This is a genomic window from Chitinophaga sp. YR573, from assembly GCF_900110995.1.
Classification (GTDB): domain Bacteria; phylum Bacteroidota; class Bacteroidia; order Chitinophagales; family Chitinophagaceae; genus Chitinophaga.
Window position 1 is genome coordinate 1,339,028 of record NZ_FOJF01000002.1, and the last position, 14,476, is coordinate 1,353,503.

At 42.8% G+C, this 14,476-nt stretch carries 6 protein-coding genes; all 6 read left to right on the top strand.

What is annotated here, in order from left to right:
- The first annotated feature begins 69 nt into the window (after positions 1–69).
- The 6 genes from BMW86_RS25220 to BMW86_RS25245 all read left to right on the top strand — a co-directional run bounded on the left by BMW86_RS25220 (position 70) and on the right by BMW86_RS25245 (position 14,474).
- On the top strand, positions 70–6,681 hold the full coding sequence (locus BMW86_RS25220; protein WP_089785223.1) for a fibronectin type III domain-containing protein: 6,612 nt from the start codon (positions 70–72) through the stop codon (positions 6,679–6,681).
- 3 nt (positions 6,682–6,684) lie between these two features.
- Positions 6,685–7,743, top strand: a complete 1,059-nt coding sequence (locus BMW86_RS25225) for a PQQ-binding-like beta-propeller repeat protein (RefSeq protein WP_089785225.1) — start codon at positions 6,685–6,687, stop codon at positions 7,741–7,743.
- A gap of 75 nt (positions 7,744–7,818) precedes the next feature.
- Positions 7,819–8,694 (top strand): glycosyl hydrolase, encoded by an 876-nt coding sequence (locus BMW86_RS25230; RefSeq protein WP_089785227.1) that lies wholly within the window; start codon positions 7,819–7,821, stop codon positions 8,692–8,694.
- Positions 8,695–8,931: 237 nt separating this feature from the next.
- The gene (locus tag BMW86_RS25235) at positions 8,932–9,522 is read left to right on the top strand and encodes an RNA polymerase sigma factor (RefSeq protein WP_089785229.1); all 591 of its coding nucleotides are present in this window, start codon (positions 8,932–8,934) and stop codon (positions 9,520–9,522) included.
- Between the two features lie 51 nt (positions 9,523–9,573).
- Complete coding sequence (locus BMW86_RS25240) at positions 9,574–10,713, top strand: FecR family protein (protein WP_089785231.1); 1,140 nt, start codon at positions 9,574–9,576, stop codon at positions 10,711–10,713.
- Between the two features lie 212 nt (positions 10,714–10,925).
- Positions 10,926–14,474, top strand: coding sequence for a SusC/RagA family TonB-linked outer membrane protein (locus tag BMW86_RS25245; protein WP_177189385.1), 3,549 nt, complete (start codon positions 10,926–10,928; stop codon positions 14,472–14,474).
- Positions 14,475–14,476: the final 2 nt, after the last annotated feature.

The following is a 14,476-nucleotide window of genomic DNA, read 5'->3' on the forward strand; positions in this document are numbered from 1 at the left end:
TAAACTGTGAGGAAAGATTATTGAGGAGTCTGAGCACTTAATTATACCTATACCTTGAAAAAGAATGTGATGAAAGCATTTATCCGGATTACCCTTTTTTGTTTGTTGAGCATACTGATGCAACAGTCTGCGATTGCGCAGCAATACCCTATTACTGCCAGTACTCAGATCATACCGCCCTATAGCGTATATCTGCCTGATTATGCAGTACCCGGCAGTGATAAGCTGCGGGTAATCCTGGTACAGAATGACCTCACACAGCCCTCTTATGAGGTAAGGCTGCGCATGACGGTTGAAATGAATGGTGCCGTGATCATGCGCACCTCACAGGCATTCACGCCCAAACCACTGGCATTGAGTCCTGGTGTACCCACCATCATCAGTGGCGCTGATCTGTATGATTACCTGAACAGTAATAACATTGATTTCAGTGGTGGATTCAGCCGTGAGACGTATGACCGTACCAAGGCATTGCCTGAAGGTGCATACCGTATCAGTTTCACTGCATACGATTACCGTCGTTCTGAAGTGCAGATAAGTAATATCGGTGCCAATGTGTTTTTCTTTCAGAAAAGTGAGCCACCTGTATTAAACCAGCCTGTCTGCGATAGTCGTGTAGTGAAGATGGACCCGCAGTTCCTGACTTTCAACTGGAGCAGCCGCAATACACCTAATCCCCTGGAAGGCAGTGGTACAGAATATGTGTTTTCGCTTTATGAAATCAAACCTAAAGGCAGTAACCCGGACTACATCATCCGCAGTGCAAAACCTCTTTATACTACTATAACAGAAAGTAATACGCTCATCTATGGTCCTGGTGAGCCTCAGCTGATAGATAGCATGGACTATGTATGGGTTGTGCAGGCCCGTGATAAGAGCGGTCGTGATATGTACAGTAACCAGGGTTTAAGCAAAAGCTGTAAGTTCAGTTATTTGTCCAACAATCCCTTTGCGGCTAACAATATCGGTAAGCCTAAATTAAACGGCGAAGCTACCGGCGAACGTTCTGCTAAGCTCTGGTGGCCACTGGCTGCCGGTGGCAGTATGTATAGTGTAGAAGCTTATCGTGTTCAGTATCGTGCAGCTACAAAAGATGGGGTGGAGTTCGACTGGTTTACAGAAGAGAAAGAAAATGATACTACACTCGCGTTATATAACCTGGAACCCAGCCGTGCATACGAAGCACGTCTGCAATGGCGTGTGGCTGGTGTGTATGGCCCATATAGTGATCTGGTTACTATAACAACAGACGCATTGCGCTCTTTCACTTGCGGAGAATCTCCACAGGTGCAGGGTACTCAAAACACTAATCCGCTGCCTGTGGCAGTAGCAGGTATGCCTGTGAAGATTGGCCATTTCTATGTACTGCTGACGGATGTAAGTGGCAGTAATGGTGTATTCTCAGGAAAGGGAAGAATTATCACGCCGGGATTTGGCATGGGGCTGTTAATGGAGTTTAAGGGTATCACTATCAATACCGATTTAGTGGTGATCCGTGGAGAAATGCAGGCAGTAACATCAGGCATAGATAAATTTGTCGATAATGCGGTGAAAGAACAGCGTGGTGGAGCAGATGTAGGAAAGGTAAAAACCGGGGATATCGTACCGGATATAACCACCAACCTGCACATCTTCAGTAAGGATAATATTGTAGTCAATACAGACGCTGGTACTATTACTGTAAAAGATAGTAATACAGGCAAAGAGGAAGTCATCAACTACAAAGACAAAGGCAAAACATTACCACTGGTCCTTGAAGATGCCGATGGTAACATGTATAATATAGATAAAAACGGAAAGGTAACAGCCGCGGGTACACGTGATAAGAACCTGGCCGGTAATGCATCCGCACTGTCCGCATTGAATACGCTGAAACTGGATAGTGGTGTAGTGAACTTTACTGCTGTAGCCAATAGCCGTTATGCATTTGATAGCTGGAAATCCAGTTATGAAGGCAAGGCTGTACTGGACAGCAGTTATGAAAAACTGGCTAACGGTAAATACAGAGTAAGCGCCAAAGCGCTGGTACCTGGAGAACAGGAAGATGTGCTGGCTACCCTCAGTAATGCAGGTAGTATCAATACAGACAAAATCAAATTCGTCAGCGGAAAAGGTATTGTATACCCTTCTAAAAAGAATGGTAATACCTGGACAATCACTTTAACGGGTGGTCCTGCCGGTGATGCACAGGAAGTGTTTGCGGTATATCCGAAGAGTGATGGCCAGTATATCAGTATGGGTAAATTGTTGGTAGCGAGTTACGCACCGTTGCAAAATAAAATAGTACTGATACCAATAGGCGCTACAACACAGGTGCCGGAAGATGCAATCAGGAATAGTCTGGACAAGGCCTATGCCAAAGTGGGTGTTACTTATACTATAACAACAGATAACAGCTTCCAGCGTAATACCGACTGGGACGATAACAAGGATAGCCTGTTGCAGGATACCAGGAGCGCATTCCTTAGCAATGGATTCACCGGTGAAGAAAAAGCCCTGAAGAATGCCTATAAGAAATCACACAGCATCGATGATAATACTACCTACTTGTTCCTGGTAAATGAGGCAGCGTTGAAAGATGGAGACCTCTTAGGTAAAATGCCACGTCAGAGCCAGTTTGGATTCATCTTTATGAAAAATGCTTCGGCAGAAGATGTAGGTCGTACCGTAGCCCATGAAACAGGTCACGGCGCCTATACCCTGGAACATACCTTCAGTAAAGGCATAGACTTATCTGCCAATACTACTGATAACCTGATGGATTATACCAAAGGATATGATCTGTTGAAATACCAGTGGGATGTAGTACATAGTCCTGGCCATGTATGGGGAATATTTGAAGGGGATGATGCCAGTGCCAGTGTGGGTTATTCAGATATAAAAGTATTCAGTAAGCTGAAGAATGAAACAAATGATACTTATACCTTTATTACACCTTCAGGAAAATATATTACCCTGCCTTCTACTGCCAGTAATCTTAAGTTCTCAACACTTGACCGGACTTTCGAAGTAATTAAAGGCGTAGCAGATCTGAGCAAACCAACAGAAACACTTATTCCTCTGGGCGCACTGTTATCATTCACCGATCAGCAAATCGCTTATAATGTCCGGAATGAAGGAGCCAGTTTCGAAGGATATATGAAGTCAGATGGAAAGTATTATATAGACCCATATTCAAAACAACTGAAACCGGAGAGCGGAATAGCCGTAGTTCTGGGTATAGAGTCAAAGAAGTTTGTAAGTTATGCTGCCAGGTTTAAGAGTACCGGGTCTGATCTTTCAATAACAGATGACTATACAGGTAAAGGGACTAAGCTGGATAAACTGGCTGTTGTGGATCTTACAGCAACCACAAATCCATCCACATTGCTGGACGTCCTCAATCAGAGAAAAGTGAAAGATCTGATCACCTTACCGTTACCGGCAACTGATCTGCGGTTTACCAATGATAAGATCAACTTTAAATATAATCTGAATTCGAATGTTTCATTAAATGATTTCCTGCTGGCAGTATTGTCTGAAAAGAGTTCTATAGAGGATTATCTCACCTATTTCACACTGGCAAATCTGAAAGAAAATGAGTTACAGGCATTCTCTTCATGTTTGAGTGACGCAAATCAACTGGACTTAAACAAGTTGAGCGCTGGAATGGCAATGGTATCCGAGTTATTACGCGAAGGAAAGGCTATTAGCAGCAATAGGGCGTTTGAACTGACTAAACTGAAAACCCTGGAACAACTGATTGCTCTTGCCAATGTTGATATTGCATGGCTCAAAAAGTTGAAACAGGCAGTAGCAGATAAAAAATCTGCCGATGATATCAATGCAATATTTGTAGAGAAATATTACCAATGTTCACTTGCCGCATTGAATATTACAGAAAGAATATATCTGCTCAACCAGTTATTATCTGAAGATGCCAATAATAATTACTGGTATACAGATCCTTCATTGTTTAGCTCTAATGATGGTCATTTTATAGTGAAAGATCTGATCAGTACTACACCTGCCTTTGATCAGGTAGAACTGCTGAAGAAAGGGTTCATGGATAAAAACTATCAATGGATGCAGACTCTTTGGATACAGGCTAATAAATGGATGAATGGAGTAGGATATGATGAGGTACATAATATCTTCGATATCATTAATCCATGGATATCTTCTAATTATACAGCGCTGGAGATTAAGCCGACAAAGAGGGACTTCTCTTTCTCTATGTTCGGAATTAGTGCGGTTCCTTATTACCCGGGAGAATCAGATTATGTGATAGGAATGAAGAATGAGGAGACTTATGTGCTGGGGAACAACTATGAATATGTGACAAATGCATATTCACGGACAAGCGATATCGATTTCAAAGATGATGGTAAGATTTATTTTAAACAAAATTATACTCTTTCTGATGTACGGCCTATCTACTATGAAACTGGTAAAAGACCTGACCGGACATCAAATATTTATTATGATGAAAACTATAGTCCGTTTGAACCGGTAACAATGCTGGTTGCAGATAATTATCATGAAGATGGTCTGAATGCAGGGGATAGGTTTATTATTCCTGCTTATATGGCGATGGTATATGATAATGATGTACGCCGGACTAATACCGGAAGGACTGTCCGTACTGCGGCAAATGTGGTTACTATTGCAGCCGCCATCCTTGCGGCCCCTGAAACCGGTGGTTCTTCACTGGCTCTAATCACCACGATAACTGCAAGAGTAGCAGGAGCTGTTGCACTGGCAGATCTGGAGATACAGAAGGAAAGAGGAAAACTATCGGTGGAGGCTTATGCACAGAATAAAGGTTTTTATGAAGCCTGGGATAAAGTAAAAACCGTAACAGATTATGCAAGCCTTTCTGTGGGCGGTGCAAATATGCTGAAATGGGGCTGGACCAAATTTGGTAGCCTACAGAAGATCAGTAATACTGTAAATGAGGTAACTACCACTATGAGAAGTGTGCCTGCTGCTTTAAGTGGATTGAAAAACGGATGGAGCAGACTGGAAAACCTTAATAAGGTTGTTACTGCTCCTACGATCCCTATAAGTGAATCAAAACTGTTTACAGGTTCAAAGCTTATTGTAGATAACTTCGATGAACTGGTAGCAGGAGGAAAGATCGCAGGTTATGATGACGTGTACCTGAAAGGTATTTTCAACCTTGGAAAGAATTCCGGTGGCAGTGGATACGATGATTTTCTGGAATTAACAACGACACCGGTTATTCTGCCGAAACTGTCTCCAGGCGGTACTTCTTCGGATCTGGCCGTGTTAACAAAGCCGGCATCAGTAACAGCTATAAAAGAGATGGTGGCTGCCAATCAGCTTAAACAGGTTGGAGAGGAAATTTCCATCTTTACAAAAGCAAGTAGCGATGGTACATCTTTTATTCCTATCACATATACAAAAGGAGCCACTGCAATAAAGTATGCATCGGCTGAAGCCACCTCAGTAGCACCTGAAGTGATAGTTGTAACAGTGCCTGGTGAAGCACCTCAATTGGTGTATTCTACCGCCAAAGTAGCTGAGAAAATCATAGAGAAAGTTAAAGAAAAGAATCAGTGTAAACGCTGTGATCGGTTTACTCAGGATATTTGTAAGAAATTTGAAACCTTACAGGCTTCAGTTGGTACCACATATACAGCTGCTGTAACAAAACTGTGTGCGAATCTGCCTTTTGATGATGTAAGCGCCGATCTGGACTACCTCCTGGCATTAGATAAGGAGGATAAGGCCAGCCTTTATAAATTCCTGGATGATATCACTGCCACCAGTGATAAGTCAGCGCACATCAGTAATAAGGTAAACGTAATTGATGTGAAAGCCCTGGAAGCATGGAGACTAATGAAAGATGCCAAAGGTGCCATCTCCGCTAATTATCAGGTAGATTTTGAAGCATTGAAGCAGGTGAAGATTGTCCGGGCCAGTGCTACCTTTAATACCAATGTAGGCAACGATGCCGGATTAAAAGCCTTGCTGACAGCTAATAAGGGACTGAGATGTTTTACCTGCGAGAATAAAAACAAGTTTGTACAGTTTGCAGATGATTATATAAAGGATTTCAAATATTTCTCAGATAACTATAACTCTTCCAGCAATGCCAGTAAGATGTGGAATGAGCTTAAACAGCCCAAAGCCCTGAAAATGGTTTACGGTGCGGCCTTCCAGATAAGAGTATTAAGGCAGTACTCGGAACGGTTTAGAGGTGGAACTGTTAGTTTCGACGATACTATTGATGATGATGATACAGACAACCCGGGTGATGATGATCAGGATAATGAAGAAGTAAGAAGTAAATGCCGGTATGATATTAAATTAACTTTGTCTGGAGTCGATAGTAAATTCTTTGAATTTAAAAGCTGGGGAAAAAGTACAGTATCTGATTTTAAGAATAATCCAAGCAAACGTGTTTATTTTGCCAAACAATTAAGAACTTATCTTGATAAGGTTAATAATTTAGAGAATTTAGATTATATTTTCGATGGTAGAAGAATGACCATTAAGGAAAGTAAGGAAATTCTCCAAAAGGTATTAATAGATAATGCGGATGCATGGTTTGGTACCGGTGGGTTCTTTGGGCCTTCGAAATTAGCGCTGTTCGGTTATGATAACGTGGCTGACTTTAAAACAGGGCTCAATGACCTGAACAGCAATATTTATTTATTTGTAAATGCTTTATAATTGATGTATTCGATAAAGGAAACGCGGGCTGATCATATGCTGATGACTGATACAGCCACCGATCTGTATGTTTTTAATCAGAACGGTATTACTGAAATAAATAAAGACGCACTTGCAACCCGTCGTTTCCTGTCGGATGTAAATGACTTTGGTAAAGTGTTCCCATACAGGGGTGGTTTGTTATTTAACTTTAATGGCAATATGGCCAGGGAAAAGGATAATGTCATCACACAGATGGGGGAGGGACTATCTCCGGTATTACTGGACGGAGAGGATATCATAGCAGCTGAAAGAGTGAATACACCGCATACACTACAGCGCATTAAACCGGATGGAAGTATACAATGGGAAAAAGAATTGAAGTTATCTGTTGAACGGCTGGTGCATAATGGAACTTTATATTTCAGCAGGATAGATAATGTATCTGTCCGGTTTTCCATTGTAAATAAGCTGTCTTTAGAAACAGGGGAATTTAAGGAGTTGATTAATCTTGATGATTATTATCACCAAAAAAATCTTTTGACGAATGTAAGAATGATCAGGTATCATATCCTTACCTGTTATGAAAATACACTGGTGTGTCTGGTGAATGATAAAAGGATCATAGGCATAGATATCGAAAGCGGAGCAGTAAAATGGGAAGTAGAAGAGTGGTATGACAGGGACGGAAATAAACTGGATGGATTTGTAGGTGGTCCCCTGCAGGGAGGCCGTTACGGAGATAAGATCTATATTTTACAGGCCGCCACATTCTCCTGTTTTGATCTTCAGTCTAATCAACTTATACAATTGAAAACTATACAGCATGATTTAAACGGCAGCCCTTTATTTATAAAGCTTGGTACGCTTTATAAAGATAAAATATTCTATACAGCTGATGACAAAGGCAGAAACTGGAATCGTGCAGGCGTCTTCGATATTAATAAAGAAGAGATAATATGGCAAACGGAACTGCCATTGTCTAAAGGTGAAATGCTGAATTATAACCCCGTAATAAGTGAGAAACACTTCTTTATCAATGATAATGTTAAGAACTTGTACATTTTTGACAAAACATCGTAAACAGATGCCATGCATAATATGGAAATAGTTTGATAATATTGTATAATATAATCATATCTGTTTAACCATTATTCTATGTCCAACTGCAAAATTGTACTGTCCCTCAGCCTGTTGTTTTTAATGGCCTGTGGCAAAGACAAAGATGAAAACCTGCTCATCACAGACCCTCCGATGGCATTTGTTAATAAGAAAGGGGTAGATTTCAATACGGGAAGTACCTACGGAAGCTGGTACGGTAATGTTGTGAATCTGAAGAGTTACTGGTTCTATACCTGGGGTACTACTTTACCTTTCGAAAAACAGCCGAAGAACTCAGAATTTGTAACTATGTTCTGGGGTAAAGGCAACGTAACTGATGAAAACATCGCTTATGTAAAAAAATGGAAAGACTCCGGCAGAATAAAATATGTGCTGGGGTTCAATGAACCTGATCTGTCCGATCAATCCAACATGACAGTAGAGGAAGCCCTGGCTTTATGGCCTAAACTGGAAAGTATTGGCCTGCCTTTAGGCAGCCCGGCAGCATCCTGGCCAACCCGCGACTGGATCTACAGCTTCATGGACAAGGCTATCGCACAGGGCCGCCGGGTAGATTTCATCTGTGTACACATGTACGTTGGGCTTGATGATGTTGATTTTGTGAAAGTACTGCGGGCTTTGTATGAGAAATACCATAAGCCTATCTGGATTACAGAATTCGCTACCGCAGACCAGAATGCTACAACGATAGAAGCAAACAGGTACACTGCAGAACAGGTACAGGCATTTATGCAAAGACTGTTACCTCAGCTGGATACCATACCTTTTATCCAGCGTTATTCCTGGTTCTCCGGTTCACCAACCAGCACCCGGTTATGGCCTTCTGCCCTGGTTAAAGCTGATAGTACGCTTACGCCACTTGGTAAGTATTATGCGGAGTTCAAGCCCAATACGACAGTAACAGCCAATTAACTTTTAAAGATTTATGATTCCCCTATAAACCCTCTATAAGCCCCCCTTAAATAAGGTGGTATTGTAGAGGGCTTAGAGGGGACTATGAGGGGGCTTATATGGGGCTTATACTACCTGATGAGTAGCTAAAAAACCGAATCAAAGTAGGGCGTCCTCTCTCTGCGACTGTTTATGAATATACCCAAATTAGCTTACTTTTATCCGGTATTCAAGGGGGATGTAACATAAAGGGGTTTATTGGAACAGGATAACTTAAAAGATGAGCGGGAGTTGCTCAGAAGAGTCTCGGCAGGTGATGAAACGGCATTTACTGTTTTGTTCAATACTTATTACCCCTTATTATCTACCCACGTATTCCGCATTACCCGCTCTTTACCCGAAACAGAAGAAATTATCCAGGATGTCTTTTTTAAGATCTGGATGAGTCGGGAAACCTTACTCATTGTAGAACAATTCAAACCTTACCTCTGGGTAATGGCAAAAAACCGCGCCCTGAATGCCCTGAAAAAGATGGCCCGGGAGCGCGATAACCAGGCCACCTGGCTGCGCAGCGAGTTCCAATCTGAAGCAGATATCCCCGATCCCCAGCTTATTTACCACTCCCTTATAGACGAAGCCATTGGCAAGTTACCGCCACAGCAGCAGAAGGTATTCCTGTTAAGTCGTCGTGAACGCCTCAAACAAGCCGAAATAGCCGCTCAGATGGGCATTACCGTATCAACTGTCAAGAAATATATACAGCTGGCTACAGAGGCTATAAGTGAGTATATAAAAGAAAGATACCACATCTATCTACCCCCGGTTTTACTGGCCGCAATTTTTTTTTAAAGGCATATCTACTTTTTGATATTTCATATTGTCCTGTATATAGTAATCGCTATGGAACGAATAAATTACCTTTTTCACCGGTATTATGAACAAACAGCTACAGACGAAGAAGTCCGGGAGCTGATGGAGCTGCTGAAAGACCCGTCTCAGGACGCAAAGTTGTCTGCCCTGCTGGAGCAGCAGTGGGAAGGTCTTGTCACGGCTGATCCGCGCTTTACCGCTGCCAAAGGGTTGCCGGTACTGAACAGGGCACTGGGTAAGGAAGATAAAGTCCGCTTCCTGCCACGCTTAGGCTGGGTTGCAGCAGCGGCTGTTATACTCCTTGGCGGAGTGACCGCCTTCTTATGGCAACAGCCTGTAAAAAAGCCTCAACAGGCACAGGTAATCATGCCAGGTTCCAACAAAGCAATGCTCATACTGGCTGACGGTTCTTCCGTAACACTGGACAGCGCCGGCAAACAGGTGATTAAGCAGGGTAACACCACCATTATGCAATCCGGTGGCCAGTTGCAGTATGCTGCCAACGGCAATAACAGTACGATCAGCTATAACACCCTCCGCACACCACGTGGTGGCCAGTTCCGCCTCACATTACCGGATGGTTCTGCCGTATGGCTGAATGCAGCTTCTTCTATCACTTATCCGACAGCCTTTACAGGGGCCGACCGTACAGTGAAAGTAACAGGGGAAGCCTATTTCGAAATAGCAAAAATGGCTGATAAGCCTTTCCGGGTAAAGATCAGTGAAAGAACCACTATAAATGTACTGGGAACGAATTTCAATATCAATGCCTATACCGATGAACCTTTTACCAACACCACATTGCTGGAAGGCAGCATAGGAGTTATGACAGGAGATAATCAGCAGGTGGTTCTGCGGCCGGGCCAGCAGGCCAGGACTACCGGTACCGGTGTGAAAGTACTGGACAATACAGATCTGGACCAGGTAGTAGCCTGGAAGAACGGTGCCTTTAATTTTGATGGTACTGATCTCTCATCCGTATTGCGTCAGCTTTCACGTTGGTACGATGTAGAAGTGGTATTTGAAGGTAAGATACCGCAACGCCGATTTGGAGGCGCTATTCAACGCAATCTGCAGTTGCAGCAGGTACTGCGCATCCTTGAAAAAATGAACATAAAATTCAGAATGGATGGACGGAAACTGATAGTGGAACAGGAGCAAAGATCGTAAAAAGAAGCCGTTCTACGGACGAGGTAGAACGGCGATGGTTATGATCTCATTATAAAAAGGTCTGCTCAGACTTTATCTATTTATCAACCAATAACCTTTACAAAAGTATGCATTTTGAAGCTTTTTGTAACCGGGATGCTATTGCTATGTTTTTTAAGCGAAGCCTATGCTTATTAAACAAGAACCGGTTAAGTATCCAAACACTACGTGTTATGCGATTATCAACCATTATCATCCTTGCCTGCTGTATACAGGTAAGCGCTAAAACCTATTCGCAAAGTATTACCTATGCCTGCAGGAATGAATCACTGGAAAATGTGTTTAAAGCGATCAGACAGCAGACCGGCTACCTGGTATTCTATGATCAGAATGAGCTGGATGCGAGTAAAAAAGTAACGCTGGATATTAAGGACCAGCCAGTCGAAACGCTTATCCGCCAGGCGCTCAAAGATCAGCCACTCAGTTATTCTTTCGAAGACAAAACGATTATCATCACTAAGAGATCGATGGTGAATCAGATGCTGGCGGATATCCAGGTGCCACAGATGATCTATGGATTTGTGGTGGATGAAAAGGGCAACCCTATAGAACAGGCCTCTGTTACATTGATGCCATCAAGAAAACTGGTAGTTACCGGCCCTACCGGGCGCTTTAACTTCCCTGATGTAAAACCGGGTGAATATACATTACGACTCTCGCACCTGAGTTATGAGAAGCAGGTTCAGCATATTACCGTGGCTAATGACCCCGAAGGAACACCAATGACGGTAAGGATTGTTATGCGTATCTCTTTAATGAAACTGAGTGGTATTACAGTAAGTACAGGTTATCAGCAGATAGACCGTACAGCAGCTACCGGTTCTTATACTACCATTACTTCCAGGGATATTGAAGCGAGTCCTGCCCTCAACCTTATGGAAAGGCTGGAAGGTACCATTCCCGGTGTACGCTTCGATCTTCGTAATAATACTATTGCCATCAGGGGTACGAATTCATATGGCGGGGCCACACCACCATTGGTTGTCATTGATGGTTTCCCTGCTATGGACCAGAACCTTGTTAAAAATCCGGGAGGCACTATTTCAGCTACTACATTCGCTTCCAATAATGCGATTATAGCTTCTTTTAACCCTGCTGATATCCAGAGCATCACTTTCCTGAAAGATGCGGCAGCTGCTGCCATATGGGGTGCACAGGCTGCCAACGGAGTGATTGTGATAGAAACAAAAAGAGGCCGTAAAGGGATGTCTACATTCAATGCCACTGCCAATGTAAGTACATCAGCTCCGGCAGATATGTCCAACCTCAATGTGATGAACAGCAAACAGTACATCGAGTTTGAAAAAGAACTCTTTGACCTGAATTATTTTGCTGATCCCGCATCTTACTGGCGATATCCTGCACAGGATGAAGCGCTGGAAGATATGTTCCAGGTACAGCGGGGTACTATTACCGCAGAAGAAAGAGATAAGAGACTGGATGCATTGGGTAAAAAAAGTAACCTGGACCAGATAAAGAAATACCTGTTACAGAGTGCTGTTACCCAGCAATACAACCTTTCTATGTCCGGTGGTGGTGATAACAATACCTACTACGTTTCAGGTAATTACTCGAAAGACCGTCCTGTCTTCAAAAGTAACAGTGCAGAAAAATATTCGGTAACAGCCAATCTGACCAACGACCTGTTGCAGAAACGAGTAGTCATGACCACAGGTTTTACCCAGACGTTTTCCAGCAGTACAGTGAATAACGCAGCTCTTGAAGCGATGAGTCCGGGTAATAATGGCTTACGTCCTTACGAAATGCTGGTAGATGAACAGGGGAAATCTATTAACCGCTATATCGCATTTACTCCCCATGTAACGGACAGCCTTACACGCCTGGGATACCTGCCATGGACATTGAACTCTATTGATGAACTGGGCCGTAACAATACCATTTACAAGAATAGTTCATCCAGACTTACTTCTCAGCTCAGCGCTAAAATCACAGACTGGATCCGTTTTGATGTTTCCGGTATGTATCAGCGAGGAGCGACAGAGATGAAGAACCTCGCAGAATTAAACAGCTATTCTACTGTAGATATGGTGAATACCGGTACTACTATCGTCAATGGCAAACCTGTATATGGAGTGCCGCTGGGAGGTGTATACAAACTTAGCAACTCTACATCTGAAGACTATACATTCAGATTACAGCTGAACATAGATAAGTCATGGAGAAATATCCATCATCTTACCGTGATAGCGGGTAATGAGTTCAGGCAGACGAAATCAGGTGGATTTAACCAAACAAGATATGGGTTTAATACAGACCTGGGCACTTCTGTTACCATAAACCCTACAGTACCGTATACTACCATATACCGTTATGGTAAAACCTTTCCATCTGCAGATGGAACCATTTATGCAAACAGGAAAAGATATCTGTCTTATTATAGTACGGCCAATTATTCACTGTCAGACAAGTATCATTTATCTGGTAGCGTACGTTTTGACGATTATAGTATGATAGGCGTAGAACGTAGAAAGCGCGCAATACCCTTATGGTCTGCCGGTGCAAAATGGGATATAAGGAAAGAGAAATTCATGTCAGATCTGAAATGGCTGGATAACCTTTCTATTCGTGTTACAGAAGGTGTTGGTGGTTCAGTAAGTGAAGATGGATCAGCATTTACCACTATTAATCTGTATGGTACAGACCCTCTCACTCAACAGGTATATGGTACTGTAGGTTTGCCAGGTAACACCATGCTGGGATGGGCAACAACCAGAACTACCAATGCGGGATTTGACGCGGACCTGCTGAACAGAAAACTCTCTGTTTCATTTGATATCTATAAAAAATATACTTACGGTATTGTTACCGCACAACCTGTGAATTCTACTTACGGATGGAGTTCTCTTTCTTTCAATACATCAGACATGACCAACCATGGTGTGGAACTGAATTTAAATGGTACTATGGTCCGGCAGGTATACTGGACATGGAGCGCCAATTTCAATATCTCCTATAACACCAATAAAGTAACGGATGTTCGTTTCCCTGATAAGGTGCAGGACCCGTCCAGCTTATCCCAGATCATTTCGGGTTACCCAGTGGATAATGTGTTCGCATACAGATGGGCAGGACTGGATAATAAGGGGCAGTCGCAGGTATATACTGCTGCCGGAAAGATTATTACTTCTGATATGTCCTCTTACGATAACCTGAAACCGGAAGACAAAAAATATATGGGTCGCAGAACACCGCCTACTTTCGGTGGATTATCACAAACAATCCGTTATAAGAATATCAGCCTGTCGGCACGTATGTCTTACTACCTCGGATACAAGGTACAGAAGCTGGGAATCAATAGCGGATTGTATCCTACCAGTGGTTCTTACCAGGGATTCCTGTCTACAAGCAAAGAGCTGGCACAACGCTGGAGAAAACCAGGTGATGAAGCCTTTACAAATGTACCAGGTATAGTCGGAACCAGTTTTAATAGTATCACCCGCTATTCACTGGCTGATTTTAATGTGATAGATGGAGATCATGCACGCCTGCAACAGATAACGCTGAGTTATACACTGCCTGCATCTGTAATAAAAAGACTCACATTCCTGAAGTCGCTGACAATGGGTGCTACAGCCAGCAATCTGGGCATCATCTGGCGAAAGAACAAAGAAGGGATAGACCCGGATTATATGTTTGCGGGTGTGTATAGTTCACTGCCACCTTCAAAGAATTACACCTTTAACATTAATGCTTCATTTTAAGA

Bases quoted from the DNA above. Each gene is read 5' to 3' on its own strand.
- BMW86_RS25225 (WP_089785225.1), top strand. From the start codon at position 6,685: ATGTATTCGATAAAGGAAACGCGGGCTGATCATATGCTGATGACTGAT.
- BMW86_RS25240 (WP_089785231.1), top strand. From the start codon at position 9,574: ATGGAACGAATAAATTACCTTTTTCACCGGTATTATGAACAAACAGCT.
- BMW86_RS25220 (WP_089785223.1), top strand. From the start codon at position 70: ATGAAAGCATTTATCCGGATTACCCTTTTTTGTTTGTTGAGCATACTG.
- BMW86_RS25245 (WP_177189385.1), top strand. From the start codon at position 10,926: ATGCGATTATCAACCATTATCATCCTTGCCTGCTGTATACAGGTAAGC.
- BMW86_RS25230 (WP_089785227.1), top strand. From the start codon at position 7,819: ATGTCCAACTGCAAAATTGTACTGTCCCTCAGCCTGTTGTTTTTAATG.